At 66.7% G+C, this 25,225-nt stretch carries 24 protein-coding genes; 10 read left to right on the forward strand and 14 right to left on the reverse strand.

The genetic code is table 11. The annotated features are described in order from the left end of the window. Positions 1 to 73: 73 nt before the first annotated feature. Positions 74 to 787, forward strand: a complete 714-nt coding sequence (locus AC6JAC_RS05405; RefSeq protein WP_028270022.1) for a tyrosine-protein phosphatase — start codon at positions 74 to 76, stop codon at positions 785 to 787. Positions 788 to 806: 19 nt separating this feature from the next. Continuing rightward, positions 807 to 3,287: a trypsin-like serine protease gene (locus AC6JAC_RS05410; protein ID WP_028270023.1), complete on the forward strand. Its 2,481-nt coding sequence runs from the start codon at positions 807 to 809 to the stop codon at positions 3,285 to 3,287. Positions 3,288 to 3,301: 14 nt separating this feature from the next. Here the strand turns inward: AC6JAC_RS05410 and AC6JAC_RS05415 are convergent, their stop codons facing one another. The 3 genes from AC6JAC_RS05415 to AC6JAC_RS05425 form a co-directional block, all read right to left on the reverse strand. Then, positions 3,302 to 4,522, reverse strand: a complete 1,221-nt coding sequence (locus AC6JAC_RS05415) for a globin domain-containing protein (RefSeq protein WP_028270024.1) — start codon at positions 4,520 to 4,522, stop codon at positions 3,302 to 3,304. 144 nt (positions 4,523 to 4,666) lie between these two features. Next, the gene (locus AC6JAC_RS05420; RefSeq protein ID WP_028270025.1) at positions 4,667 to 5,593 is read right to left on the reverse strand and encodes an anti-sigma factor; all 927 of its coding nucleotides are present in this window, start codon (positions 5,591 to 5,593) and stop codon (positions 4,667 to 4,669) included. After that, entirely contained in the window at positions 5,580 to 6,155 is a 576-nt protein-coding gene (locus AC6JAC_RS05425) for an RNA polymerase sigma factor (protein WP_028270026.1), read from the reverse strand. Before AC6JAC_RS05425 ends, AC6JAC_RS05420 begins: the two co-directional genes overlap by 14 nt. 270 nt (positions 6,156 to 6,425) lie before the next feature. Between AC6JAC_RS05425 and AC6JAC_RS05430 the strand changes: the two genes are divergently transcribed. Further along, positions 6,426 to 7,028, forward strand: a complete 603-nt coding sequence (locus AC6JAC_RS05430) for a ferritin (RefSeq protein ID WP_043437851.1) — start codon at positions 6,426 to 6,428, stop codon at positions 7,026 to 7,028. Between the two features lie 113 nt (positions 7,029 to 7,141). Here AC6JAC_RS05430 and AC6JAC_RS05435 read toward each other — a convergent pair whose 3' ends face one another. Both AC6JAC_RS05435 and AC6JAC_RS05440 read right to left on the reverse strand, forming a co-directional pair. Next, positions 7,142 to 7,849 (reverse strand): DUF4397 domain-containing protein, encoded by a 708-nt coding sequence (locus tag AC6JAC_RS05435; protein WP_028270027.1) that lies wholly within the window; start codon positions 7,847 to 7,849, stop codon positions 7,142 to 7,144. An 87-nt stretch (positions 7,850 to 7,936) separates the two neighbouring features. After that, positions 7,937 to 8,371 carry a PaaI family thioesterase gene (locus AC6JAC_RS05440; RefSeq protein ID WP_028270028.1) on the reverse strand — a complete coding sequence of 145 codons (435 nt, stop codon included), beginning with the start codon at positions 8,369 to 8,371 and terminating at the stop codon, positions 7,937 to 7,939. Positions 8,372 to 8,521: 150 nt separating this feature from the next. On the opposite strand from AC6JAC_RS05440, the gene paaZ reads away from it, so the two are divergent. Then, on the forward strand, positions 8,522 to 10,633 hold the full coding sequence (gene paaZ / locus AC6JAC_RS05445; protein WP_028270029.1) for a phenylacetic acid degradation bifunctional protein PaaZ: 2,112 nt from the start codon (positions 8,522 to 8,524) through the stop codon (positions 10,631 to 10,633). A 120-nt stretch (positions 10,634 to 10,753) separates the two neighbouring features. Here paaZ and ykgO read toward each other — a convergent pair whose 3' ends face one another. Both ykgO and AC6JAC_RS05455 read right to left on the reverse strand, forming a co-directional pair. Then, positions 10,754 to 10,876 carry a type B 50S ribosomal protein L36 gene (gene ykgO, locus AC6JAC_RS05450; protein WP_011693081.1) on the reverse strand — a complete coding sequence of 41 codons (123 nt, stop codon included), beginning with the start codon at positions 10,874 to 10,876 and terminating at the stop codon, positions 10,754 to 10,756. Next, the gene (locus AC6JAC_RS05455; RefSeq protein WP_043437853.1) at positions 10,873 to 12,000 is read right to left on the reverse strand and encodes a GTP-binding protein; all 1,128 of its coding nucleotides are present in this window, start codon (positions 11,998 to 12,000) and stop codon (positions 10,873 to 10,875) included. Before AC6JAC_RS05455 ends, ykgO begins: the two co-directional genes overlap by 4 nt. A gap of 205 nt (positions 12,001 to 12,205) precedes the next feature. On the opposite strand from AC6JAC_RS05455, the gene AC6JAC_RS05460 reads away from it, so the two are divergent. After that, a complete protein-coding gene (locus tag AC6JAC_RS05460) occupies positions 12,206 to 12,613 on the forward strand; it encodes a VOC family protein (RefSeq protein WP_028270031.1) in 408 nt (135 codons plus the stop codon). Between the two features lie 91 nt (positions 12,614 to 12,704). On the opposite strand, the gene AC6JAC_RS05465 is transcribed toward AC6JAC_RS05460, so the two are convergent. Together AC6JAC_RS05465 and AC6JAC_RS05470 are read right to left on the reverse strand one after the other, a co-directional pair. Further along, positions 12,705 to 13,556: a DUF427 domain-containing protein gene (locus AC6JAC_RS05465; RefSeq protein WP_028270032.1), complete on the reverse strand. Its 852-nt coding sequence runs from the start codon at positions 13,554 to 13,556 to the stop codon at positions 12,705 to 12,707. Between the two features lie 80 nt (positions 13,557 to 13,636). Then, positions 13,637 to 14,242, reverse strand: a complete 606-nt coding sequence (locus AC6JAC_RS05470; RefSeq protein ID WP_028270033.1) for a TetR/AcrR family transcriptional regulator — start codon at positions 14,240 to 14,242, stop codon at positions 13,637 to 13,639. A 558-nt stretch (positions 14,243 to 14,800) separates the two neighbouring features. Here AC6JAC_RS05470 and AC6JAC_RS05475 point away from each other — a divergent pair. After that, positions 14,801 to 15,868 carry a cellulase family glycosylhydrolase gene (locus AC6JAC_RS05475; RefSeq protein WP_497963739.1) on the forward strand — a complete coding sequence of 356 codons (1,068 nt, stop codon included), beginning with the start codon at positions 14,801 to 14,803 and terminating at the stop codon, positions 15,866 to 15,868. 61 nt (positions 15,869 to 15,929) lie between these two features. Here AC6JAC_RS05475 and paaK read toward each other — a convergent pair whose 3' ends face one another. The 3 genes from paaK to AC6JAC_RS05490 form a co-directional block, all read right to left on the reverse strand. Then, the gene (gene paaK, locus AC6JAC_RS05480) at positions 15,930 to 17,264 is read right to left on the reverse strand and encodes a phenylacetate--CoA ligase PaaK (protein ID WP_347898715.1); all 1,335 of its coding nucleotides are present in this window, start codon (positions 17,262 to 17,264) and stop codon (positions 15,930 to 15,932) included. Positions 17,265 to 17,280: 16 nt separating this feature from the next. Then, complete coding sequence (locus AC6JAC_RS05485; protein WP_497963742.1) at positions 17,281 to 17,823, reverse strand: hotdog fold thioesterase; 543 nt, start codon at positions 17,821 to 17,823, stop codon at positions 17,281 to 17,283. A 126-nt stretch (positions 17,824 to 17,949) separates the two neighbouring features. Continuing rightward, entirely contained in the window at positions 17,950 to 18,315 is a 366-nt protein-coding gene (locus AC6JAC_RS05490; RefSeq protein ID WP_028270037.1) for a hypothetical protein, read from the reverse strand. Positions 18,316 to 18,472: 157 nt separating this feature from the next. Between AC6JAC_RS05490 and AC6JAC_RS05495 the strand changes: the two genes are divergently transcribed. Further along, complete coding sequence (locus AC6JAC_RS05495) at positions 18,473 to 19,126, forward strand: PAS and ANTAR domain-containing protein (protein WP_043437855.1); 654 nt, start codon at positions 18,473 to 18,475, stop codon at positions 19,124 to 19,126. Between the two features lie 44 nt (positions 19,127 to 19,170). On the opposite strand, the gene AC6JAC_RS05500 is transcribed toward AC6JAC_RS05495, so the two are convergent. Next, positions 19,171 to 20,412, reverse strand: a complete 1,242-nt coding sequence (locus tag AC6JAC_RS05500) for a multidrug effflux MFS transporter (protein ID WP_497963745.1) — start codon at positions 20,410 to 20,412, stop codon at positions 19,171 to 19,173. Positions 20,413 to 20,546: 134 nt separating this feature from the next. Between AC6JAC_RS05500 and AC6JAC_RS05505 the strand changes: the two genes are divergently transcribed. Together AC6JAC_RS05505 and pta are read left to right on the forward strand one after the other, a co-directional pair. Next, positions 20,547 to 21,512 (forward strand): helix-turn-helix transcriptional regulator, encoded by a 966-nt coding sequence (locus AC6JAC_RS05505; protein ID WP_497963747.1) that lies wholly within the window; start codon positions 20,547 to 20,549, stop codon positions 21,510 to 21,512. 54 nt (positions 21,513 to 21,566) lie between these two features. Then, positions 21,567 to 23,678 (forward strand): phosphate acetyltransferase, encoded by a 2,112-nt coding sequence (gene pta / locus AC6JAC_RS05510; protein ID WP_497963749.1) that lies wholly within the window; start codon positions 21,567 to 21,569, stop codon positions 23,676 to 23,678. A gap of 15 nt (positions 23,679 to 23,693) precedes the next feature. Here pta and AC6JAC_RS05515 read toward each other — a convergent pair whose 3' ends face one another. After that, positions 23,694 to 23,930 carry a hypothetical protein gene (locus AC6JAC_RS05515; protein ID WP_497963751.1) on the reverse strand — a complete coding sequence of 79 codons (237 nt, stop codon included), beginning with the start codon at positions 23,928 to 23,930 and terminating at the stop codon, positions 23,694 to 23,696. A 123-nt stretch (positions 23,931 to 24,053) separates the two neighbouring features. Here AC6JAC_RS05515 and AC6JAC_RS05520 point away from each other — a divergent pair, with 123 nt between their 5' ends. Further along, positions 24,054 to 25,220, forward strand: a complete 1,167-nt coding sequence (locus AC6JAC_RS05520; protein ID WP_454699244.1) for an acetate kinase — start codon at positions 24,054 to 24,056, stop codon at positions 25,218 to 25,220. Positions 25,221 to 25,225: the final 5 nt, after the last annotated feature.

The following is a 25,225-nucleotide window of genomic DNA, read 5'->3' on the forward strand; positions in this document are numbered from 1 at the left end:
TATTGCCGGGGGCTACTCCAATCTTCGGCCGTTACCCGTGCCGGATGTCGGGGGTCTGTGATTAGCTGTCTGGATGGAACAGCCTGGACAGCCCGTGAACTGGGACGGAGCCGTGAATGCCTGGCGCATTTCCGGCAGCGTTTTCCGGATGGGGCGCCGGGAATGGGTCACCGAGTCAGGCTGGAAACAGGCGTACGACGACGGCGTCCGCACCGTGATTGACCTCCGGAACCCCTCGGAACAAGGGCTGAGGGACACGGACCCCGAGGTGAGCGCCGAGGTGCTGGCGGCGTTCGACGTCGTGCACGCCCCCACCGAGGACCCGCAGCACCCGGAGTTCAAAGAATTATGCTTCCCCTACCTGAACGATCCGGCCTGCTACGCGGCCAACGCCCGGCTGTTCCCGGACAAACTCGTGGCCGTCTTCAAAGCGGTAGCAGCAGCCCCCGCCGGTGTGGTGATCCACTGCTCGGCCGGGCGGGACCGCAGCGGAATGATCGCCGCCATGCTCCAGGACCTCACCGGTGCCGGCGACCACGAGATCGTGGCCGGCTACCAGGCAGCCATGCGGGGCATCAATGAGCGCCACCGTACGGTCGGCCCGCCCCACAAACATGAGCGCTACCTGGACGAGGACACTTTGGTGCCCCTGCTGGAGAAGCGCGGCGGCGGAGCGCTGGAATTCGTCCGGGCGCTGAACACCAGAAACTACCTGTTGCGGCACGGGATCACCCCGGCCGAGTTGGCTGCCATCCAGTCTCGGCTGGCAAGCAGGGTGACGACGTAAACACACTATGGGGGACACCTTGACGCATCATTCCGGCCGGCATCCGTTCAACCGCGCCCTGGGACTGGCTGCAACGGCCTCTTTGGCGTTCGGCGCCACCTTCCTGGCGGTTCCTGCCGTCGCGGAGTCCGGTGCGCCGGTTCCCGATCCGTCGGTGTCGGCGCCAGCAGCTACGTCTGCGCCCGTTTCGACGTCGGCGCCTGCCACGGCAGCGCCCGCCCCGGGCGGTTCCACCCCGGCCATCAGCGACGCCGGCCTGACGGAGGCTGTTCTCCGCGACCTGGGAATGACGCTGGAACAGTTCAACGCGGCCGGTGACCAGGGCAAACGCGCGGCCGACGCCGTTGCCTCCTTACGTGCGTTGCCCGGCTATGTGGGAATCAGCTTGAAAGACGGCCGGATCCTGGTGGAAGGCAGCGGCCCGGAGCTTGAGTCCCGGGTGGCTGAACTGAATGCGGCCGGACCCGGCGATTTTGTGATGGTTGCTGCCACGACGACTGCGGGATCCGCGCCGTCTGCTCCGCCGGCGCAGCCCGTCGCGCCCTCGCCGTCTGCGCCGCCTGCCCCGGAACGAGTCGCAGCCAGCACCGACCAGCTGTTCAAGGACTACGTCCGCGAGGTGGGTGCCGAAGGCCTTCAGGCGGTGGCCTACGCCAACGGCAGCTTTGTGATCCGCACCGGCGGCACCAACCAGCCTGAGGCCGGCGGCACCCCGGCGAACACCGTGGCGTCCGGAACCTCAGCGGCTTCGCCCTCGCCGTCGGAATTCGTGGCGCGCTACACCAACGTCCGGCTTGAGCAGGGCGCTCCGCTTGCGCCCGAGGAGGACTTCTTCGGCGGGCAGGGCTACGTCCTCAACACCGGCGTGATCTGCTCCGCCGGCTACGGGGCCTACAGCCCGGACGGTGAGTCGCTGGTCCTCACCGCAGGCCACTGCACCGAAGACGGCACCGTTTCCACCGCAAACGTGGAGCGTCCGGCATCACCCGCAAACAATCTGCTGGGCACCCTTGGCTTCAGCCAGTTCGGCGGCCCGGGCAACTCCTGGATCACCGGCGACGAAGCCAACCCCGGAAACGTGGGCACCGATATCGCTGTCATCGAAGGCATCCGGCCGGGCATCGACGTCCAGCCCGCAGCCAGCCGCTGGGACGCACCCACGGATCCCGGATCCACGGCCGTGAAGATCATCGGAACCGCCTCGCCGTCCCCGGGGCAGGCGGTCTGCCGCTCCGGCCGGACCGCCGGCTGGTCCTGCGGCACGGTGGACGAGGTGGGCATCTACGTCGTGGGCGGGTTCACCCCGGACCCGGCCGACCTCCGGGCCTTCCGCGGGTTCCTTTCCACGTCCGTGCAGTCCAGCGGCGGCGACTCCGGCGGCCCCTGGATCAGCGGCAACTTCGCCGTCGGCACACACTCCGCTGGAGACCAGGTGGTCCCCGGCCAGCCGATCAACAACTTCGCCGTGGCCACCACGCTGGAGGACGCCATGACCCGGCTTCCCGGCGTCCAGCTCCAGCTGTTCCTCAACAAACCCTCACTCACGAGCCCGGCCGACGGCGCCGGTGTGGCTCTCGACCAGCCCATCACCGGACAGGTCGCGGCGGCGCCCGCCTCTGCCGTTGCGGCCGGATCGAAGGTGCGCATCACCATGCCCGGGCAGGCGCCGATGGACGTCCCTGTGGACGGCTCGGGGCAGTGGCAGTTCACCGCGCCCTCCTCGGCAGGCCGGCTGCAATTCACCGCCGAAACCGTCAACGGCTTCAGCCACTCCGGCGCCAGCTCGTTCGACGTCACAGTACTGCCGGCCGAGCTGCCGGCACCCGTCATTTCGACGCCCGGGGAAGCCGCCGCACTCACAGGACTCGAGCACATTGCAGGGACCGGAACCCCCGGTGCCCGCGTGGTGCTCTCCGGCGACGCCACCGGGCAGGCGGTGGTGGGGCCCGACGGCACCTGGACCGTGCCGGTCACCGGCCCCGCAAAGTTCGGCGCGTTCACCGTCACGGCCGTGCAGACCGCAGGGGGCGTCGCCGACAGCCCGGCGGCAACCCGGACTTTCACGGTAGTGCCGCCGTCGCCGTCGGTTGCCAACATCCAGAACGGCCAGCATTTCGCCCACGACGCGGTTCCCCGGCGGATCACCGGTTCAGCGCTGGACGGCGCGACGGTGACCGTCACCGTGGACGGCGCAGCAGCCGTGCAGACCGCTGCGAACGGCACGTGGAGCTCGCCGGTTCCGGCCGGGCTTACCGCCGGCACCCACACGCTCACGGTCAGCCAGGCGGTCGACGGCGTGGCCTCGGCGCCGGTGAACCTCACCTTCGTGGTTGACCCGGCACCGGTCATTGTTCCGGCGTCGATCACCCCGGCGGGCGCGTCGGGTCAGCTGCCGGCCACCGGAGCCGACGGCCTGCTCACTGCGGCCGGCGTCGGCGCGGGCGTCCTGCTGCTGGGCGGTGCCGCGCTGGTTTTTGCCAGGCGGCGCTCCCGCCGCTGAGGTGCTCTTCCAGGCTATTGGAAGTCGGCCAGCCAGAGATCTGGGCCGAACACTTCGTACTGGATGTCCTTGGCCGGGACGCCCCGGGCAACCAGCGCACTCCGGACGGACTTCAGGAAGGGGAGGGGGCCGCACAGGTAGTATTCGGCGTCGTCCGGCAGTTCCACCGCATTGACGTCCATGAACCCCTTGAAGGCCGGCGCACTTTCGGACCCCGGTGCGGCCGGTACATCGCCCGGTTCGAGGAACCAGGTGTTCAACGATCCGTCGGCCAGCTTGGCGAGGTCCTCGGTGACCTGGGCCCGCAGCGGGAACGACGCCGGCATGTCATCCGCGTGGAGGAGCATGACCTGACGCTGGGAGCCGGACTTCACCAGATGGGACAGCATGCCGGCCATCGGAGTAATGCCGATGCCGGCGCTGGCCAGGACCACCGGCCGGTCCGTGTATTCGAGGACCACGTCACCGAATGGAGCCGAGAGGACCACCTCGTCACCCTCGTGGATTTCGTTGTGGAGCAGGTTGGACATCTCGCCGTCGGGCGTGGGGAGTCCATGGACCCGCTTCACTGCGAACTGCCGGTGATGGCCGTCGTCGGCCTTGGTGAGGCTGTATTGCCTGGGCTGGTGCACGCCGTCGTGCATCAGCATCTTGATGGTGACGTACTGCCCCGGCAGGGAGGGCTTGACGTCCCGCTCGTCGGTTCGTTCCACGATGAAGGTGACCACGTCGTCGGTTTCCTGGATCCGCCGGACTACCCGCCAGGTCCGCCAGATCGTTTCGGGTGAGAGGTGCACGGCGTTGTAGAGGCCGCGTTCCTTGTTGATGAGCATGTTGGCCATGAGCCAGTAGACCTCGTCCCAGGCTGCTGCAACGTCGGGTGTCACGGCATCGCCAAGCACGTCCACAATGGACCACATCAGATGGTCGTGGACCACCTGGTACTGGTCCGGGCTCAGGCCAAGCGAGACGTGTTTGTGCGCGATCCGGGACAGCAGGTGATCCGGCAGCTGATCGGGTTTGTCCACCAGGAACCCGGCGAACGCGGCAATGGACCCCGCCAACGCCTGCTGCTGCCGGCCGTCCGCCTGGTTCCCCCGGTTGAAGAGGCCGTCCTGGAGGTCCGGACGTGCCTCGAACATGTGCTTGTAGAACCGCTTGGCAATCTCCTCGATGTGCTCGCCAACTACAGGCAGCGTTGCCTTGATGACGGGAGATGCAGTGTCTGAGAGCATGGTTGATCCCTTCCGGTCATGCCGGTTGCAGGCGGTGTTTCGTCGCTCGGCACAGCAAACGTAGCAGTCGGGGCCGTTCCACTTCCGGGCCGATCGGCCCTTCATTGCACGGGAAAACGGGTGTAACGCACGACGGCGGGCGGCTCAGTTTTCCGCGGTCAGCTCACCCCGGGCGATGCTGTCCGAAGAATGCGCCGGGTTGCCGTCGAACGGCTCGTTGGATACATCCACGATGGGGTAGTCCGCCAGGTCGAGTCCCGCGGGGAGGGCGAAAACGCCGGGCTCGCCGTCCAGTACGCCGAGACTGACGAGCTTGGACAGGTCCGGCGAAATCACCCAGACCTCCCGGAACCCGCTGATTTGTCCGTCGGACAGCTGGACCACCAGCTGGCGCGAGCCGTCCGGAAGCTTTTCCACCAGGGCCTTGCCGGTCGAGGTGTAGGACGCCAGCGGCTGCAGCGGAGCCTGGGCGATAACCACGGGCTGGGGCGCCGTGGGCGAGGGTGAGGGACCCGCCTGCGGGCCCTGGCCGAGCACGTTGTAGCCCGCCCACACCGCGGCCGCGCCCACCACGATCCCTGCGGCGGCTGCCATCGCCACCCAGCGCCGGGCACCCGCGCCGGTCCTGGGGGTCCTGGGGGACCGGGATCCTGTGGAACCTACAGCTCCTGCGGAACCTGCCGCTCCCGAACCTGCCGCTCCCGAACCTGCCGCCGTGCCCTCTACTCGCGGACGGAGCGGCGTCGGAGGGGTGACCGGCGTCGCCGAGCCGGCCGCCGTCGTCGTGCTGTCCGCGGCGGTGCTGTCCGCGGTGGTCTGGCGGCTCAGCGGGTCCTCCGCCTGATCGGGGGAGAGCCCCAGTGCCTGATGGATGGCTGCCCAGTTGCGCGGACCGGGCGTGGCGAGTTCCACTGCCGCGGGATCCACCGTGGCGGCACGGACCGTGCGTTCCAGGGCCGCGAGGGTGCCGGAACATACACCGCAGAACGCCAGGTGGTCGGCCTCGGCGGGTGTCAGGGCAGGTTCGCCCAGGGCCATCAGGCTCAGCTGCTCATCGTCAAGATGCTTCATGGCCCACCTCCAGCCGGGTCCGCATCCGGGTGAGGCTGCGCCGGATGTGGCTCTTGACCGTGCCGAGGGGCAGTTGCAGGCGCGACGAAATCTGATCGTGCGTGAGGTCCTCGTAGAACGCCAGCTTCATGATCGCCTTCTGTGGATCGCCCAACCGGTCCAGCTCTTCCTCCAAGGTTATGCGGTCGGCCACGGCTTCCACGTCAGCTGCGGGCGGGCCGGCCACCCGGTCATCACCGACGAACTGTCCGGCAGCGTGTTCCAGTTCCTGCCGGCGCATCCGCGCGGACAGTGCATCGGAAATCGCGTTGCGCGTGATCCCCACCAGCCAGGCGGGCAGGCGGGCGGCTTCCGGCCGGTAACTGGTGCGCGATTTCCAGGCGCGAATAAAGACTTCCTGCGTGACGTCGTCGGCCGCTGAGCGTTCCCCCAGCGACCTCAGCGCCAGGGTGAACACCAGCGGACTCAGCCGCCGGTAGGCCTCGGCGAGGGCCGCTTCCTGGCCGGACGCGAACGCATGATCGAGAGCAGCGTCCCAATCATGCGGGCCGGCAGGCGTCATGGATGGCTCCTTCGAGCGGCAGTGAGACCTGTGGAACCACATTATGCCGTGCCCGCTGACGGTCCGCCAGAGAGCCGGGCAGCGGCCCGGCCCGGAGCTGCGCCAGGAGCTCCGCCTGAGGTCCCGCCTGAGGTCCCGCCAACGCGCAGGGTCTTGACCATCGCAGCGGCAGCGGAGCAAGCTCAAAGAAGGCCCTCCGGCAATCCCGGGCCCAGCAGAGCCTCCGTGCCGCAGGTCCTCAGCCCTGAACCCCGATTCCAGGAGAGCCCCATGAGCACCACAACATTCAACGACCTGCTCGCCAAACAGGTGGGCAACGAGTTCGCGGCATCCCAGCAGTACATCGCCATCGCGGCCTGGTTTGACGGGCAGGACCTGCCCAGGCTTGCCAAGCACTTCTACCGGCAGTCGCTCGAGGAACGGAACCACGCGATGATGATGGTCCGGTACATCCTGGACCGCGGCATCAAAATTTCGATTCCGGGGGTCGAACCGGTCCGGAACGATTTCACCTCGGCCGAGGAACCCCTGGTCCTTGCCCTGGCCCAGGAAATTGAAGTCACGGACCGCATCAAGGAACTCTTCGCTGCGGCCCGGGCCGAAAACGACCCCCTGGGCGAACAGTTCATGCTCTGGTTCCTCAAGGAACAGGTGGAAGAGGTCGCATCCATGTCCACGCTCCTGAACGTGGCCCGCCGGGCGGACAACCTGTTCGACGTCGAGATGTTCCTGGCCCGTGAGCGGGTGGGCGACGCCGGCGGCGGACACGGCGGCGGGCATGGCGGGGGCGGCGGCCAGCACGGGCACGGCGGCGGGCACGGCGGTGGAGGCCACGACTCCGGCACGCCGGAAGCGGCGGGCGGAGCGCTCTAAAGCACGCCGGTGGGGCCGCCCGTCCAGGCGGCCCCACCGGTGATGGATATTAGTGATGGTGCACGTCGTTCCTGCGCACGTCGTCCCCGTGCACGTCGTTCCCGGGGGCCGCGTCAGTCGCGGCCGCAGCCACGGTCCTCGGAGTCGATCACCTGGACGGCCACGTCCAGGGTGCCGTCGGCCAGGCTGCCCCAGGCGTAGACGATCGTGTTCTTGCCGGCCTCGACGGTCACGTCAGCCGGCCCGATCACCGGATCGGTGGTCCCGGCCGCGGCAACCGACGCGGAAACGGTCCCGGCCTCGAGCTTCAGGGTTGCCTCGTCGGGATTGCTGAGTTCCTCGATCACTGCCGTTCCGCCGGCCAGGACGTCGACGGCGGGAGCCGCGGCTACGTGCCTCACCGTCAGTTTGCCTTTGTTGTCGTTGCGGGGAGCCTTCGTGTCGTTGGTGAACAGCGTGGCCGTGGGGGCGCCGTCAGCATCGAGGTGGGCCACCGCGGTGTAGTTGCCGCCGCTGTCCAGTTCAACGTCCACCGGCCCGATCACCGGGTTGTCGGCGCTGGTGGCGTCCGAGGCGGTGACGGCGATTTCGTAATCGCCGGCCGCGAGCTCCAGCGGGCCCGCGAGGGTTCCCGGAGTGAAGTCGTCCAGGGTGAGGTTCCCGTCCACCCACACGTCCACGGTCAGGCCGGGCACGCCGTGCAGGACCGAGAGCTTCGCGGGGGCATCGTCGTGGTTCCAGCCGCCGGCCTGGGCGGGGGTCGCGAAGGTCAGTGCTGCCAGGAGCGACAGTGCTCCGGCGGCGTAGGTTGTTTTGCGCATTTCAAACTCCTCAGAGGGACGCCCGGTACGGGCTGTGTTTGTGCTTACGCCCTTACTACCGGCGGGAGCCCCTCTTTGGATGCAAAGTCATGAAGTTTTTTCCGCGCGGCCTTTCCGGTCCATCAGCAGGTTGGTGATCCGGAGGGTGCACAGGCGCTGGCCGGCCTCGTTGGTGAGCAGGACCTCGTGCGTGGTGAGCGTTCCGCCCAGGTGGATGGGCGTGGCCGTGATGGTGATCTGGCCTTCGCGCGCTGATTTGTGGTGCGTGGCGGACACGTCCACCCCTACGGCGGTCTTGCCCAGGGTGCTGGCGTGAATCACGGCGGCCCAGGACCCCACGGCCTCGCCCACGGCCAGTGAGGCGCCGCCGTGCAGCAGCCCGAACGACTGCCGGTTGCCCTCGACGGGCATTGTGGCAACGACGCGCTCCACGGATTCCTCGACGATTTTCACGCCCATCTTCTCGTCGAGTTCGCCGAGCGTGATTTTCCACAGTTCGGCGCTGCCGGTTTCGGGCTGCATGGGCCACTTCTCTTTCGTAGGGTCTTCCCAGTGTGCAACAGGCTAGTGTGCAGCACGGCACATTCATGTACTGTAGACATATTACCGAACGGACGGTCAGTAATGCACTGGCCGTGATGATCTTGCCCCCGCTGGAAGGACCCGTCAACGATGACCACCACTGCAACTGCTCCGAAATCCTCACTGGACACTGTGGAGACCGTCCCCAGTTTCGTCCGGGACTCCTGGTGGACGCCCGACGCCGCCGCCGCGGCTTCCGCCGTTCCCGTCCTGGACGCCAGCACCGGCGAGCTCCTCGCCAAGGTGAGCACCGAGGGACTGGACCTTGCCGACGTCGTGGATTACGGACGCACCACCGGCCAGACGGAACTCGGCACGCTGACGTTCCACCAGCGCGCCCTGAAGCTCAAGGAACTGGCCCAGTACCTGAACGCCCGCCGCGAGCACTTCTACGAGCTGTCCGCCCAGACCGGCGCCACCAAGATCGACTCCATGGTGGACATCGACGGCGGCATCGGCGTGCTGTTCACCTTCAGCTCCAAGGGCCGCCGCGAGCTGCCCAACTCGCAGGTGGTGGTGGACGGCCCCATGGAGGTGCTGTCCAGGGACGGATCCTTCGCCGGTGAGCACATCTTCACCCGCATCCCGGGCGTCGCCGTCCAGATCAACGCCTTCAACTTCCCGGTGTGGGGCATGCTGGAGAAGTTTGCGCCCGCGTTCATCGCCGGCGTTCCCACCATCGTCAAGCCGGCAACTCCCACGGGCTACGTTGCTGCGGCCGTGGTCAAGGCCATTGTGGAGTCCAACATCCTGCCCAAGGGCTCGCTGCAGCTCATCTCCGGATCGGCCCGCACGCTCCTGGACCACCTCGACTACCGCGACCTCGTTGCCTTCACCGGGTCCGCCTCCACCGCCAATTCGCTGAAGTCGCACCCGAACGTGGTGAAGGGCGGCGTCCGCTTCACCTCGGAGACCGACTCGCTCAACGCAGCCATCCTGGGCCCGGACGCGGTCAAGGGCACGCCGGAGTTCGACGCCTTCATCAAGTCCGTGGTCACCGAAATGACCGTCAAGGCGGGACAGAAGTGCACGTCCATCCGCCGCACCATCGTGCCCCGGGAGCTGGTGTCCGACGTCGTTGCCGCCGTGGGTGCCCGCATCGAGGAACGCGTGGTGCTGGGTGATCCCCGCGCCGAGGGCGTCACCATGGGTGCCCTTGCGTCCCTTGAGCAGCTGGCCGACGTCCGGGCAGCTGTCCAGGCAATGCTCGACGCCGGCGGCGAGCTTGCGTACGGCACGCTCGATTCGCCCAAGGTGACCAAAGCGGACGGGGGAGTGGCCGTCGTCGAAGGCGGTGCCTTTATGTCCCCGGTGCTGCTCAGCTGGGCGGACGCCGAAGCCGAGGAAGTCCACTCGCTGGAGGCCTTCGGTCCTGTTTCTTCGGTGATCGGCTACACCGACCTGGCCGACGCAGTGCGCCTCGCCGCCCGCGGCGGCGGCTCGCTGGTGGCTTCGGTGTGCACCAACGATCCCGAGGTTGCCCGTGAACTGGTTACCGGGATCGCCGCCCACCACGGCCGCGTTTTGATGCTCAACCGCGAGGACGCCCGTTCGTCAACGGGCCATGGGTCACCGGTGCCGCACCTGGTCCACGGCGGTCCCGGCCGGGCCGGTGGCGGCGAAGAGCTCGGCGGCATCCGCTCGGTGATGCACCACATGCAGCGCACCGCCATCCAGGGCTCGCCCAACATGCTCACCGCCGTCACGGGCCTCTGGCACACCGGCGCGGACCGCAACTTCACGCTGGAAACCGAAGGCCAGCACCCGTTCCGGAAGAACCTGAGCACCCTGCGCATCGGCGACGCTGTCCGCTCCGATCTCCGTGAAGTCACCCTCGAGGAGATCACCAAGTTCGCCAACTCCACCGGCGACACCTTCTACGCCCACACCAACCAGGAAGCCGCGGAGGCCAACCCGTTCTTCCCGGGCATCGTGGCGCACGGGTACCTGCTGCTGGCCTGGGGCGCCGGGCTGTTCGTTGAGCCTGCCCCGGGCCCCGTGCTGGCAAACTACGGCCTGGAGAACCTGCGCTTCATCACCCCGGTGGCTGCAGGGGATTCCATCCGCGTCACCCTGACCGCCAAGAAGATCACCCCGCGCGAGACCGACGAGTACGGCGAGGTGGCCTGGGACGCCGTCCTCACCAACCAGAACGACGAAATCGTGGCCACCTACGACGTCCTCACCCTCGTCGAGAAGTAGCCCGGACACAAAGCAACCCCCGGACGCTCTCTCACTTTTGGCGGGCTTTACCGCAATGCTCCCTCACCATGTGGACCAGTTCAATGCCGGTGGGGGAGCGTTGTGGTGTCGGGTAAAAGGTCAGCCTTGGCGGGCCTTCATACGGGGGTTCTTCTTGTTGATGACGAAAGTGCGGCCCCGGCGGCGGACGATCTGGGCTCCAGGGATCTTCTTTAGTGCCCGCAGGGAGTTTCGTACCTTCATGATGTGCTCCTTGGTGTTGATTCGGTGCGGTGGTTAAGGCCAAATGGATCGGGGAAAAGCCCCGCGTCGTCGTTCATTTCCGCCTCGGACAGCTCGCAGGCCGTCAGCAGGGCAGCGATTTCAGCGGGGTCGATGTCGTCGCCAGTGACGGCCAGGACTGTCCCGCGGTCGCCGAACTCGGGATGCCAATCCAGCGCGGCGTCGGGGCTCGTCGCAATAGCGAAGGGCAGGGAGTCCCGGTCGGTCTGCCAGGGACCGGTGTTTTCCAGCCATACGCGGGGGCCTATTCCCTGGATGGCAATCCTGCACTCCGGCGCCGAGGCCACCCAGAGCCGTCCGCGCAGCCAGCAGGATCCCTCAGCCAGGGCTGTCAGGGCCAGCCGGAAACGCTCCGGGTGAAGGGGCCGAGCAATCCGCTGCACCACAGTGATGAACGGCGAGGAGGATTCGGCCGGGATCCGCACCGAGCCTGCTGCCGTCCGGGCTGTTGCCTCAGCAAGGTTGTGCCGCCCGGGCCGTACGTCGCCCGCGTGGTCAGCCACTGCAATGTGGGGAGCCACCTCTTTGATGAGCTGGACTCCGCGGCCACGCATCGCCTGATCGACCGGCACCAGGGCTGGATCGGCCAGTAGGACTGTGTCGCTGAAGGCGAGTTCTCCAATGAGGAATTCTCCCGGAGTGCGGTCATCATCCGGAACGGGGGTAAAGCCGGACTCGAACACTGTGTGACGGTCCCAGAGCTGGTCCTCCACCGCATCGGGAGCGCATGCCAGGACCACTGCATCGATTGTGACTGACGCGCCGAGGCCCCTCAGGAGTGCGTGCACCGCCGTCATGGACGTCACTGCGGGAGGCAGGCCCAGAATAACGGGCGTAGCCGGTGTCGACAGCCGGCGTACCGTCGGCACCACATCCAGCCGGACGGTGCAGCTGAGGCAGGCGTGTTCGAGCCTGGATTCCGAACGCTCGAGTCGCTTGCCGTCTCTGAAGATTCTCCGGACCACGAGCCCGTCTTCGAGCAGGTCATGGAAGACGAGCACGGCACCCGGCGTCTCCGCAGCCAGGGCGGCGCACGCCTGTTGCCGGCTGAAAGCGTCCAAGGAACTTACCACTGTCACATTCATGCTTTGAGGGTATATGAGAATCATTCTCAATTACAAATGGAATTGATTTCGGGGTGTTAATACGACCGGAAGTGAGAGAGGGTTGGGGGTTTTCCGGCGGGAAGTGAGAGGGCGTTGGGGGTTTTTCGGCGGGAAGTGAGAGAGGGTTGGGCCGGTTCTTTCTGACCTGCTCCGGCGTAGAATTTTCTGCGTAGGAGGTGGCGAAATGACCCTAGTACTCAACAAAGCCACAACAGTCCTGCCCGTCGATGATGTAGAGCGTGCCCGGCATTTCTATGCGGACACTTTGGGGCTCCCGCACCGGGGCGTGGCAGATGACGGAAGCGAATTGTTTGGCTCGGAGGGCGGCCCGATGCTGCAGCTGATGCCTGTCAGGGATGGCAAGCATTCAGAGCACACCACCCTGAGTTTCGAAGTCAGCGAGATTGAACGCACGGTCAGGGAAATGGAAGCCAGGGGCGTCGCGTTCCAGGATTACGACCTGCCGGATCTCAAGACCGAGAACCACATTTGTACAACGGATTCCGAAAAGTGCGCATGGTTCATGGATTCAGAGCACAACATCCTCTGCGTGCACGAGAACATCAACACGGTGGCGGATTACCAGCTCTAACCCCCGGCCCAGGGTTTACGTGCCGAGGAACAGCGCTCCGGCTTGCCGGGGCGCTGTTCTGTGTCGGCGCCCGGTTAAGGGTGCTCTGTGTTCACGGCGAATCCGGCGGCGTCGCGGACCACGGCGTGACCGGCCGCTCCTGCCTGACGCCGTCCACCGTGACGTCCACCCGTTCGTTAAAGAAGCTCACCAGCCCGTGGATCTGGGCGGCGTCGCGGAACCGCTGGTCGTACATCCACGCGATGTTCCGCCCGGTTTCCGAGTTCGGGTACGTCCAGTAGCTCGCCGTGCCCTTGTATGGACAGACCGTCTTCTTGGGGCTGGGCTCCATGATGTCCAGCCTGACGTCCGCGGGCGGGATGTAGTAGCGCACCGGCAGCATGGTCTCGTACAGCAGCTGGGCGGCGTTCGTGGTGGCCAGCGTGACGTCGTCGAGCCTCACCTCAACGGTGAGGGACGACGCCCGGATGTCCACGCGGTGGAACGGGTCACGGGGGTGCCCGATGATCTCTTCGTCGTCTTCCAGCCAATCGAAGGCGTTGAAATCCAGCACCACATGTCCGGCGAGGTCGGGGTCGGCCGGCCGGAAGGCCGCGCGGGGCAGCCTCGTCCCGGAAGTCACGACGTCGAACTCCTCACCGTCCGCTGTGTGCCGCCCGAAGCCCGTGCGCGGATCCAAGGCGTGCGGTCCGTCCGCGCTGAGCCTGAAACCGTGCTCCGCGATCTGGCCCGGCTGCTGCGACGGGGGCGCGAGTTCGGCTTGAAGGTCCACTTCGGGGACGGCGTAGATGGGGGTCACGCGCTTGGGTTCCCACACCAGGAGCGCATACAAGGTGTCGACGACGGTGTTCCCGCCCACCATGGCACGGACGCGTTTGGGCGTGGGTTGGTACCGCAAATGCGGGAACGTGCCGAAGAGGACTTCGGATAATTTCGTGGCCATGACTACAGGGTGGGCGCCACACATGCCGCCGTCAATGAGTGCCCCGGAGGGCCCATCGGCGTAGATGGGGGAGAACGGACTTAGCGTGCCGCGTTGAGCCCTTTGAAAGCCATTGTGATGACGTCGTCGGCCAGCTTTTCCGGGGACAGCGAGCCGCCCGGCTTGTACCATTCGACGATCGAGTTGATGGTGCCGAACAGGAGTCGCGTGACCGTGCGGGGATCGATGTCCTCGCGGAGGGAACCCTCATCGCGGGCGGCGGAGATCAGGGCCGCCACCTTGTGGTCGAAGGTGCGGCGGCGTTCCATGGCGTCGCGCTCGATGTCCGTGTTGCCGCGCAGGCGCAGCAGCAGGGTGACGAACGGAAGGCGTTCCACCAGCACGGAAATGGTTTCGCGGAGTACGAACTCGAGCCGGGCCTCGGCCGTCCCGGACTGGGCCTGCGGCTGCTCCAGGATGGCCTCGAGGCCGCCCAGTGCCTGCTCCAGGGCGAGCTTGAGGAGGTCGCCCTTGGACGGTACGTGGTGGTAGATGGCCGACTTGGAAATGCCAAGGTTTTCGGCAAGGATGCCCATTGACGTGGCGTCGTAGCCGTGGCGGTTGAAGACCTCGACGGCGATCTGCAGCACCGACTGCTGGTCGTATCCCGGGCGGCCGCGCTTGGTGGGTGCATCAGTTGTGGACATACCGGCTATTTTCTCATGAACGTTCGGTTATTAGGCGCAATCAGTGTCACGGACCAGAAATGCCTTGCCTGCGCGGTGCCCCGGTGCTAGAAAGCTTGTAGAGGAACTATCGGCGCGGGGACCGGTTCTGACTCAAATGTTTCAAGGATCGGGACGGGATCAGGTACGTTGGGCTGCCCGGCTGGCGGTTAGCCATCGGCACGTCACAGCGCTGTCGCGCATTGGCAGTAGTGCACTGAATGCCTCCCGTAAAAGGACGGTCCCCGGCTGCAGCAGCCGGGGACCTTCCCCATGTGGGTGACTGTCCGCATGTGGCACCGGAATGCCAACGTTGCGGCCAGACGTGCCGACATGGGCAATTGCGGACTCTTCCGCTCCTGACGTAGTACTCAGCCTATTGCGCTCCCCGGGGGCTGGTGCTAAAACTCTCTAAAACCTCGTCTCATAAGGGGGCCAAGAACGCGGAGCACGGGGCTGGGTGGGCCGGGCTAATGTGGCTGCCTGTGCGGGCGGCATGCAATCGGATCCGGGAATGTCGAGAACACCCAAGGAAACCCCATGACACTCAAGCGCGGGCGCGCCGCCACCATCCTTTTTGCCATCCTCATCACTGTCTGCGGTCTGATCGGCATCGAACAAGGACCGTCATCCTCAGCAGCAGCAAGTCTCAACTTCACCACCAACGGGAGCCAAATCACCGACCCCGACGGCAATGCCTTCATCCCGCGGGGGTCCAATTTTAACGGTCCCCACTTCGTCTGGGAGCCCAACCCCATCGGTAAGTCGTCGACGGTCCAGGACGTGTGGAAGATGAACACCATCAGGCTCGACGTCGCCTTGGACCGCGGAACGAATGACTACCCGCACTACAACTTCGGATCGAGCTCGGACTTCGATGCCATCATCAACGAGTACACGGCCAAGAAGATTGTGGTGATGCTGGCACAGTTCACTCTCAGGGCGGGCTCATATCCCACAGCAGCTGAGCTGAACGAATTGAAGGGGTGGTGGGCGGACAAAGCGGCGAAATACAAGGACAATCCATATGTCTGGTTCAACCTCCAGAACGAACCCGGCGAGAACGGCTGGATGCTGCCGCCTGATGACACCTGGTACGCCAACCATGTGGCCATGTCGCAAGCGATCAGGGCCACCGGCGCCCAGAATGTGATTGTCTACGACGGCGCCCACTTCGGCCAGGAGCGCGCGGGCGGCGGTAATGACCAGTCAGCATTCCTCAGGTGGGGCACGCAATTGAAGGCCGAGTTCGGCAACACCGTCTTTTCCGTACATGTTTATGACCGCTGGGACACAGCTGAACAGCTCGGCCAGTTCCTCGCTGATGTGCAGGGGCAAGGATTGCCGATCATCATCGGTGAGACTGGGTTCCCGGAGCAATGGGAAGCCGTGGATCGGGGTGCAGGAATCCGCGCCGGTGCCATTGCGGCGTTCCAGGCTGCGACCGAGCGCAGGGTGGGGCTCTTCTCATGGCATGCCCAAGGCGGCGACAACCACAACCTCGTCCGAGGAGGCCCGTTGGATTGGGTGGATTCACTCACCCAGCCCACGAACCTCACCGAATTAGGCCAGATGCAGTGGGACTACCTCCAGGAACTGGCCCGGTAGGCGTTTGCCCGGCCCGGTTGGGCGGCGCCCAACCGGGCCGGGCCGCAAGTGTACGTTCGCGCTATGCCTTCGGACGCATGTCGTAGATCCGGCGGAGTTTGCCGTTTGAGCGCTCCAGTGAGCCGGGCTCGACGACGTTGACGGTGCAGGATGAGCCGACGTGGATCTTGATCTGCTGCTGCAGGACCTTGGCGGCCGAGGCCACGACCTCTGCCGAGACGGATTCCCGGCGTTCGATCTTCACCGTGAGCTGGTCCATCCGCTGACCCTCGGGCCGGGTGAGTTCCAGCTGGAAGTGCGGGCTGAGCTCGGGGATGCGCAACGCGATTTCCTCGATCTGCGAGGGGAACAGGTTCACGCCGCGCAGGATGATCATGTCGTCGCTGCGGCCGGTGATGCGGCCCATGCGGCGGTGCGCGGGGCGTGCCGTGCCGGGCAGCAGCCGCGTGAGGTCCTTGGTGCGGTACCGGATGATGGGCAGCGCTTCCTTGGTGAGCGAGGTGAACACCAGTTCGCCGTGTTCGCCGTCGCCCAGGACCTTCGTGGGGTCGAACGCGTCGATGATCTCGGGGCGGAAGTGGTCCTCCCAGATGTGGCTGCCGTCCTGGGTCTCCACGGCTTCGCCGGCCACCCCGGGGCCCATGACCTCGGACAGGCCGTAGATGTCGCAGGCCTTGATGTTCATGGTGGTTTCGAGCTCGTGGCGCATTTCCTCGGTCCACGGCTCGGCACCCAGCACTGCGTACTTGAGGGATGTGGAGGCCGGGTCGATGCCCTGCTTCATCATCGCGTCGGCGATGGTCAGCAGGTAGGTGGGCGTGGCCAGGATTGCGTCCGGCTTGAAGTCCTGGATGAGGGTGATCTGGCGTTCGGTCTGGCCGCCCGAGATGGGGATGACCGTGCAGCCCAGTGCCTCGGCGCCGGCGTGGGCGCCCATGCCGCCGGTGAACAGGCCGTAGCCGTAGGCGTTGTGGACCTTCATGCCGGGGCGGACGCCGGAGGCGCGGAGGGAACGTGCCACCAGCTTGGCCCAGTCGGCGAGGTCCTTCTTGGTGTAGCCCACCACGGTGGCGCGGCCGGTGGTGCCGGAGCTGGCATGGATGCGGGCCACCTCGTGCTGCGGCACGGCGAACATGCCGAAGGGGTACTCCAGCCGGAGGTCTTCCTTGGTGGTGAAGGGGAACTTGCCAAGGTCGGCCAGCTCGCGGAGGTCCGTGGGGTGGACGCCGGCCTCGTCGAACTTGCGCTTGTACAGCGGAACGCGGTCGTAGGCGTAGGCGACCGTGTGCTGGAGGCGGCTCAGCTGCAATGCCTCCAGCTCGTCGCGGGATATCGTTTCTTCGCGGTCCAGCACGGCGTCGGCGGCAGCTGCTGGTTCTGTGGCGTGGAGGGTCATCTGGGGGTCCCTGTTTCTATTTCTTGGAGATGGTGCGGCTGCGGCCGCGGAACTCGGCGATGAGCTCGCCCGGTGTTTCATGGTTGGCGCTGTCGGCTGCGGTGCCGGCGGCGGTACCTGTGTTGGTGCCTGTGTTGATGCCTGTGTTGGTGCCTATGGCCGTGTGGGGGTCCGCGGCGTAGATCTGCACGTCGTAAAGTCCGCTGCGGCCGGCATGCGCGCGTCGGTTGGCGACGGCGGTGATCACCTGGCCGGTGAAGGCCGGCTTGAGGAAGTTGATGTCGACGCCGGACGCCACGGTGATCGTGTCGCCGTCGGCTCCCGCTGTGCCGGCCGGCGTGCTTGCCGGGTTGCAGGCCAAGGCAAAGGCGGTATCGCCGAAGGCGAAGATCATTCCGCCGTGGGCCATGCCGAAGCCGTTGAGCATTTCCTGCCGGAGGGTCATGCGGATGGTGGCGTGACCGTCGTCCAGTTTGAGGACTTCGATGCCCATCCATTCAGAGGCATAGTCGTTTTCAAGGATGGGGTGGGTGGCCCCGGAGAGTGTTGCTTCAGCCATGCGTCATTGCCTCCAGCTTTATTTACCGAATGTTCATTAGGTAATCCCATTTTGGGGCATGCTGTCAAGAGCCGCTGCTGTTTCCGGCCGCAGGGAGAGGGTGCTTGTGGGTGCTTCCCGGTCCCGCTAACTGCCCCACATCTCGGAACTGTTCAAGGACGTGAACACAAACATCCCGCCCACAAAGGCGAAGAATCCGCCGAAGAACCGGGCATAGGCGGGACTGGCCAAGAATGATCCGGAGTAGTCCACGCCCATCGGCTTGGACTCCTTCATGTACTTCGACATGGCGGTAGCGGATCCGTTCAGGTTCGTCAGCATGCTCAGCCCAAGGAGGATGGCCACGAGGCCGAGGGCGCCGGACGCCCAGCGGGTGACTTCCCTGGCCCCCAGGGGAACGGACACGAAGGTGACAACAAAGACGATGAAGAACAGGATGTAAAAGGTCTTCACTGGCTGCGGCAGGGCTGCCAGGAATTTGAGCGGGTTCACGGAGCCTCCTGATCGTGCGTCTGCTGAGCATAGCCCCGCTGGTCCCGAACTGGAATGGGATTATCAGTTATCCGCCGGCGCGGCCTGAGCCTTAGGAATCAGCCGTGATCGGCGTACGATCGGAGGCGGGGGAAGCCGACCCATGACAGGGGACGCCATGAGCGGAATTTTGGGGCAGGCGCGGACGTACTCAAGTGCTTTGGGGGCGTCAAACTTGTTGGCCGGGACGTTTGTTTTTGATGCCAGATCCCGGGTTATGACGTGGTCTGATGAGCTTTACAGCATCCACGGCTACCGCCGGGGTGACGTCGTTCCAACGATGGAGCTGACGATGGCGCACAAGCATCCGGATGACCTGCCGCGGATCCAGGAGGTCAGCAACGAACTGTTCGCACATGGCGGTCATGTGGCCATGTACCACCGCCTCATCGATGCCACGTCCCGCGAGCGAAAAGTGCTGACGGCGGGGGAGGCGGTGCTGGACGGGACCGGCAAGCTGTCGACCATCTCGGGAGTCATGCTGGACCTGACGTCAACAATCCAACGGGAGACGGAACTGGCCGCACGCGAAGCCGTCCGCGGCGCCATGGCCACCCGGAGCACCATCGCGAAAGCCGAGGGCATCCTCATGGGCCGGCTCGGCATCGGATCGGATGAGGCCTTCAAACTGCTGACCACCTACAGCAACACCAGCAACATCAAACTCGCCGGCGTGGCCTCCGGCCTCGTGGCACTTGCTGACAGCCCCGCGGAGGCTACCGCGCTGGGGCACTTCATCCAGCAGCTCAGCCAGACCCGCCAGCGCCGCTGAACGATCACCCGCCAGCGCCGCTGAACGATCACCGAACCGCGCCGCTATCCGAGGTCTCGACGCCGGCGGACCAGTCCCAGGCAGAGTGCGGCCGCTGCTGCGGCGGCAGCCGCGACGATGCCGAAGGGCACGGGGTCGTTGGCGCCGCCGATGCCCACCAGGGGTGCCGCCAGGCCGCCGAAGGAGAACCGGGCCAGGCCCAGGAGCGAGGAGGCCGTGCCGGCGATGTCGGGATATTCCTTGAGCGCCAGCGAGGTGGCCGGCGGGCTGGTCACGGCCACGCCGCTGACCATGGTGAACAGGGACAGGATGATGGCGATCAGGGGCAGGTGCAGGAGCGCCGTGGCCAGCAGCCCCAGGGCGCCGGCGAGGGCCATGGCCAGGCCCAGGGCGAGGGTTCCCCGTTCGGACCAGTGCTCAGCCAGCCGGCCTGAGATGAACCCGAAGATCACGAAGCCCAGGGAGTTCAGTCCGAAGGCGAACGAGTAGCCCTGCGGGGAGAGCCCGTACATGCCCTGGAGGATGTACGTTGCCCCGCTCAGGTAGGCGAAAATCGCGGCGTAGGTGAAGCCCGTGATCAGGACGGCGCCCACGAACATCCGGTCCGCCAGGACCCGGCGGAAGTCGTTGAGGGTGTGGGAGAGGCCTCCCGTGATGCGCCGGTCCTGCGGGAGGGTCTCCCGGAAAACCACCAGGGACGCGACGAGGATGGCCACACCCACTGCGGCGAGGAACAGGAACACTCCGCGCCAGTCCGTGACGGCCGCGAGCTGGCCGCCGATCACGGGGCCGATGATGGCAGCCAGTCCGCCCAGGACGGTGAGGCGGCCGTAGTAGCGGATCAGCTTCCCGCCCGAGTAGACGTCCCGGCCGGCGGCCTGCGCGATGACAATGCCCACAGCCCCGGCGAGGCCCTGCACGAACCGGGCGAGGATGAGGGTTTCGACCGTGGGGCTGAGCGCGCACAGCACCGAGGTGACCGTGTAGGCGATCACGCCGATGATCAGCGGCTTCCGGCGGCCGAAGCGGTCCGACAGGGGCCCGGCGACCACCTGCCCGATGGCCAGGCCGAGCAGGCAGGCGGTGATGGTCAGCTGCGCCACGGACGTTGTGCTGCGGAGCTCGGCGGTGAGGGCGGGAAGGACCGGCAGGTAGAGGTCCATGGAAATCGGACCGAAGATTGTCAGCAGCCCGAGCACCACCGCCAGCGGCCGGCCGACGGCCTGTTTTGGCGCGGGAGCAGGTCCGGGTGCAGTGGCGTGTGCAGGGGCGCCGGTGGCGGTCATGCTGGCTCCGTTCCAGTGGTGATGGGGGTTGATTTCCCATTCAACCCGGCCGCGCCATTCCTAGCCACGGCTCTCCCTATCCGGGTTCTGGCAGTACCTCCCTGGGACCCCCTGCCCCGGTGTAGCGTGAACGGGTGGATAACAGGATGGCGGTGAGGGAGTTCCTCGCCTCAAGGCGCGCTAAGATCTCTCCGGAAATGGCCGGACTCACGCTTTTTGGCGGACGACGCCGGGTCCCCGGCTTGCGCCGCGAAGAGGTCGCCATGCTCGCCGGGGTCAGCGTGGACTATTACACGAAACTTGAGCGCGGGAACCTTGCCGGCACCTCCGAAAGTGTCCTCGACGCCATCGCCAGGGCCTTGAAGCTGGACGAAGCGGAACGGGACCACCTCTACAACCTTGCCAGGGCCTCCAGTGCGTCCGGCCGGACCAAGCAGCGTCCCCTCCAGAGCGGGACCGTGCGCCCGCCCCTCCAGTTCATGCTGGACGCCATCACGGCGGCGCCTGCCTTCATCGGCAACCAGCACATGGACATTGTGGCGGCCAACCAGCTCGGCTACGCCCTGTACTCGGAGATGTACCGCGGTCCCGCCCGGCCGGCCAACCACTCCCGGTTCATCTTCCTTGATCCCCGGGCCCGCGACTTCTACCCCAACTGGGAACTGGCCGCCAACACCAACGTGGCACTGCTGCGCACCTACAGCGGCCAGAACCCCTTCGACAAGCGCCTGGCGGACCTCGTCGGGGAACTGTCCACGCGCAGCGAGGAGTTCCGCATCCGGTGGGCAGCGCACAACGTCCGCCGCCACTACGCCGGAACCAAGGTGTTCCACCATCCGGTGGTGGGGGAACTCGAGCTCACGTACGAAGCGATGGACCTGGCCGAGGACCCCGGCTTCAGGCTGACCGTCTACCCGGCCGTGCCGGGATCGCCGTCGGATGAACGGCTGCGGCTGCTGGCCAGCTGGGCCGCCACCGAACACATCCGGGAACTCGCCGTCGGACCCGTTCAGGAGTATCCCGTCGAAGGCCAGCCCGGCACACCGGTCCAACTGCCGACCCAGCCCGCACCCCACAGCAGGGATGTCCAGCGGTCCTGACCGTGGAAGTATGGAGGGACGGAGCATCACCACGTCACTACCTAAGGGCGGATCATGGCCAAGGGGATTTACGTCAGCGCGACCACACCGGGATCCGGTAAGTCGCTGATAGCGCTGGGGCTTGCGGACACGCTGCACCGGCACGCGGACCGCATCGGCTTCTTCAAACCCGTGGTCCACGGCACCGACGCCGCCTCGGACCCCATGGTGGCCCTGATGAAATCCCGGTTCGACCTCGACGACGACCGCTGCCGCGGCGGCCTGACGTTCGCCGAGGTCCGCTCGCTGCTGGCGGAGGGAAACCGGGCGGAGATCGACGCCCGCTGCGTGGAGATCTTCGCCGACATGTCTCGCCACTGCGACGTGGTGATTGTGGAGGGCACCGACCTCACCGGCCAGGATGCCGCCGTCGAATTCGACCTCAACGCCCGGCTCGCCAACAACCTGGCCGCGTCCATCGTGGCGGTGGTGGGCGCGAAGGGGCGCACCGTGGCGGAGGCGGCCGACGCCGTCGAGGTTGCCCGCAAGGAACTGGCGGCGGAACGCTGCAGCCTGCTGGCCATCATGGTGAACCGTGCCGATCCGGAGGACGTCGACGGGATCGTCGCGGCCGTGAAGCCCGGCGCGTCCGGCCGGCCCGTGTACGTCTTCCCGGAGCTGGAGGACATCGCCCGCCCCACCACCGGCGAGGTGGCCACCGCCCTGGGGATCCGCCAGGTCGCCGGCCGGCAGGACATGGAACGCGACGTGCACTCCATCAAGGTGGCGGCCATGAGCGTGGCCAACTTCCTGCACGTGCTCGACGACGGTGCGCTGGTGATCGTCCCGGGCGACCGCGCGGACGTGATGGTCGCGTGCCTGGCGTCGTCGTTCTCGCCGGAGTTCCCGGTGCCGTCAGCGCTGATCCTCACCGGCGGCCTGGCCCCGGACCCCAACATTTACTCGCTACTGGCGCAGGCGCCGTTCCCCGTATTCGCCAGCCCGGACGATACCTACACCACGGCCAAGCGCGTGTCAGAGGTCCGCAGCGAAATCTGGTCCGGGCACCGGCGCAAGGTGGCCTCCGCCGTCGGGCTGTGGGCAAAGCGCGTGGACGAGGCCGAGCTGGTGGAGCGCCTGCACCTGCCGCGGCTGGAGCGGATGACGCCGCTCCGTTTCCTGCACGACCTGATCGAACGGGCCCGGCTGCAGCGCCGGCACATCGTGCTGCCCGAGGGGAACGACGTGCGGATCCTGCGTGCGGCGGAAATCCTGCACCGGCGGGACGTCTGCGACCTCACCATCCTGGGCAACGAGTCGGACGTCCGCGAGCTTGCGTCCACGCAGGGCATCGACCTGTCCGGCATGAAAATTGTGGATCCCGCCACGTCCGAGCTGCGCCAGCAGTTTGCCGAGAAGTACGCGGAGCTGCGTGCGCACAAGGGCGTGGACCTGGCCCGGGCGCTGGAGGTCATGCTGGACGGCAGCTACTTCGGCACCATGATGGTCCAGCTGGGCGTGGTGGACGGCATGGTGTCCGGCGCAGCGCACACCACCGCCCACACCATCCGCCCGGCGCTGGAGTTCGTGAAGACCCGCGACGGCGTGAAGATCGTCTCCTCGGTGTTCCTGATGCTAATGCCGGACCGGGTGCTGGTGTACGGCGACTGCGCGGTCAACCCGGACCCGAACGCCGAGCAGCTGGCGGACATTGCGCTGGCCTCGGCGGAGACCGCCACGCAGTTCGGCGTGGATCCGCGGGTGGCCATGCTGTCCTACTCCACCGGCGGATCCGGCACCGGCGAGGCGGTGGACAAAGTCCGGCAGGCCACCGAAGCGGTGAAGGCGCGCCGCCCGGACCTCGCCGTCGAGGGCCCCATCCAGTACGACGCCGCCGTGGATGCCGCGATCGCGCAGTCCAAGATGCCGGGCTCGTCCGTCGCCGGGCAGGCCACCGTGTTCATCTTCCCGGACCTGAACACCGGCAACAACACGTACAAGGCGGTGCAGCAGTCCTCGGGGGCGGTCGCCGTCGGGCCTGTCCTGCAGGGGCTCCGCAAGCCGGTGAACGACCTCTCCCGCGGCTGCACCGTGGAGGACATCGTGAACACGGTGGCCATCACGGCCGTGCAGGCGCAGTCCGTGGAACCGGCCGCCGAACCGGCAGCCGCCGCCGCGCACGCGTAGCTAGCGCACGCGTCGCTAGCTGTCTTCGGGCGTGAGGTCCAGGTCCTCCACGTTTTCGGGCGGCTCGGGGGACTCGCCCACCTCGGTGGCTTTGAGGTTGCCTGTGTCGTCCAGGGCCGGGTTCGCGCCCTCGACGCCGGTGGGGTCCTTCGCCTTGGACCCGGACTCCGGCGCGGTGCCCGCAGGTCCGGCGCTTTCCGGTGCGGTGGCGTCCGGCTCCCCGCCGGTCGGCTGGGTGGTGCTGTCACTCATGGAAAAGCCCTCCGTGCATAGTCCAGTTGGTCCGCCGACTCTAAGCGCCCGCCGCGCCCGATGCAATGGCGCTACGATCGAACTTCCACCGACCACCGCAGCAGCTACGGCTTAGGAGGCCCAGTGCTCGTCCTCGTCATCAACTCCGGTTCGTCCTCGCTCAAGTACCAGGTGCGCGACGTGGCATCCCACAGCGTCCTGACCGAGGGGCTGATCGAGAAGATCGGCATGGGCAACGGCGGTGAAGGCGACGGCGAGATCGAGGGCCCGCGCGACCACGCCGAGGCACTGGAGCAGGTGGACGCCGCCATCCACGAGGTGCTGGGCGACCGGAAACTGGATGCCGTGGGCCACCGGGTGGTGCACGGCGGCGAGCGCTTCGGTGAACCAGTGCTGATCGACAACGAGATCACCCGCGCCATCGAGCGGCTCAACCCGCTGGCTCCGCTCCACAACCCGGCCAACGTGCTGGGCATCCGCGCCATCGCCAAGAAATGGCCGGACATGCCGCAGGTTGCCGTGTTTGACACCGCCTTCCACCGCACCCTGCCCGAGCACGCGTGGCGCTACGCGGTGCCGGACTCGCTCTACACCAACCACGGAATCCGCCGCTACGGCTTCCACGGCACCTCGCACGAGTACGTCTCGCACCAGGCGGCGGCGCTGCTGGACCTCCCGGTGGAAGAGTTCGACGGCGTGATCGCCCACTTGGGGAACGGCGCCTCCGTCACGGCCATCCGGGGCGGGAAGTCCGTGGACACCTCCATGGGGTTCACCCCGCTGGAGGGCCTGGTGATGGGCACCCGCTCCGGCGACCTCGACCCGTCCATCCTTGTGTTCCTGGGCCGGGCCGGCTGGTCCACGGAGGACCTTGACTCGCTGCTCAACCGCGAATCCGGGCTCAAGGGCCTGGCCGGCAACAACGACATGCGCTCCGTAGTGGAGGCCGCCGAAGCCGGCGATGCCCGCGCTGCCACGGCGCTCGCCGTCGCGTCCTACCGGCTGGCCAAGTACATCGGCGGGTACCACGTGGCCGTGGGCGGGGCGAAGGCGCTAGTGTTCACCGCCGGCATCGGCGAAAACTCGCACCAGTTCCGCACCCTGGTGGGAGACAAGCTGGGGGCGCTGGGCATAGAGCTCGACGCCGGGCTGAACAGTGAGCGGTCCAAGGAACCGCGGGTGATTTCCACCGCCGCGTCGCTGATCCCCGTCCTGGTGGTGCCCACCGACGAGGAGCGCGCCATCGCGGAGGCGACCGCCGCCGTCGTGCATTCATCGGTTGCCCCCTAACCCCG

The sequence above is a fragment of the Arthrobacter sp. KUASC02 genome, assembly GCF_059739395.1.

What these genes read in the sequence shown, in the direction of transcription:
- paaK (WP_347898715.1), bottom strand. Translation starts at nt 17,264, where the DNA reads ATGACCCTCCACGCCACAGAACCAGCAGCTGCCGCCGACGCCGTGCTG.
- AC6JAC_RS05495 (WP_043437855.1), top strand. Translation starts at nt 18,473, where the DNA reads ATGAGCGGAATTTTGGGGCAGGCGCGGACGTACTCAAGTGCTTTGGGG.
- AC6JAC_RS05465 (WP_028270032.1), bottom strand. Translation starts at nt 13,556, where the DNA reads ATGGCCACGAAATTATCCGAAGTCCTCTTCGGCACGTTCCCGCATTTG.
- AC6JAC_RS05440 (WP_028270028.1), bottom strand. Translation starts at nt 8,371, where the DNA reads ATGCAGCCCGAAACCGGCAGCGCCGAACTGTGGAAAATCACGCTCGGC.
- ykgO (WP_011693081.1), bottom strand. Translation starts at nt 10,876, where the DNA reads ATGAAGGTACGAAACTCCCTGCGGGCACTAAAGAAGATCCCTGGAGCC.
- paaZ (WP_028270029.1), top strand. Translation starts at nt 8,522, where the DNA reads ATGACCACCACTGCAACTGCTCCGAAATCCTCACTGGACACTGTGGAG.
- AC6JAC_RS05415 (WP_028270024.1), bottom strand. Translation starts at nt 4,522, where the DNA reads ATGCTCTCAGACACTGCATCTCCCGTCATCAAGGCAACGCTGCCTGTA.
- AC6JAC_RS05435 (WP_028270027.1), bottom strand. Translation starts at nt 7,849, where the DNA reads ATGCGCAAAACAACCTACGCCGCCGGAGCACTGTCGCTCCTGGCAGCA.
- AC6JAC_RS05420 (WP_028270025.1), bottom strand. Translation starts at nt 5,593, where the DNA reads ATGAAGCATCTTGACGATGAGCAGCTGAGCCTGATGGCCCTGGGCGAA.
- AC6JAC_RS05460 (WP_028270031.1), top strand. Translation starts at nt 12,206, where the DNA reads ATGACCCTAGTACTCAACAAAGCCACAACAGTCCTGCCCGTCGATGAT.
- AC6JAC_RS05470 (WP_028270033.1), bottom strand. Translation starts at nt 14,242, where the DNA reads ATGTCCACAACTGATGCACCCACCAAGCGCGGCCGCCCGGGATACGAC.
- AC6JAC_RS05430 (WP_043437851.1), top strand. Translation starts at nt 6,426, where the DNA reads ATGAGCACCACAACATTCAACGACCTGCTCGCCAAACAGGTGGGCAAC.
- AC6JAC_RS05500 (WP_497963745.1), bottom strand. Translation starts at nt 20,412, where the DNA reads ATGACCGCCACCGGCGCCCCTGCACACGCCACTGCACCCGGACCTGCT.
- AC6JAC_RS05455 (WP_043437853.1), bottom strand. Translation starts at nt 12,000, where the DNA reads ATGAATGTGACAGTGGTAAGTTCCTTGGACGCTTTCAGCCGGCAACAG.
- AC6JAC_RS05405 (WP_028270022.1), top strand. Translation starts at nt 74, where the DNA reads ATGGAACAGCCTGGACAGCCCGTGAACTGGGACGGAGCCGTGAATGCC.
- pta (WP_497963749.1), top strand. Translation starts at nt 21,567, where the DNA reads ATGGCCAAGGGGATTTACGTCAGCGCGACCACACCGGGATCCGGTAAG.
- AC6JAC_RS05425 (WP_028270026.1), bottom strand. Translation starts at nt 6,155, where the DNA reads ATGACGCCTGCCGGCCCGCATGATTGGGACGCTGCTCTCGATCATGCG.
- AC6JAC_RS05475 (WP_497963739.1), top strand. Translation starts at nt 14,801, where the DNA reads ATGACACTCAAGCGCGGGCGCGCCGCCACCATCCTTTTTGCCATCCTC.
- AC6JAC_RS05485 (WP_497963742.1), bottom strand. Translation starts at nt 17,823, where the DNA reads ATGGCTGAAGCAACACTCTCCGGGGCCACCCACCCCATCCTTGAAAAC.
- AC6JAC_RS05515 (WP_497963751.1), bottom strand. Translation starts at nt 23,930, where the DNA reads ATGAGTGACAGCACCACCCAGCCGACCGGCGGGGAGCCGGACGCCACC.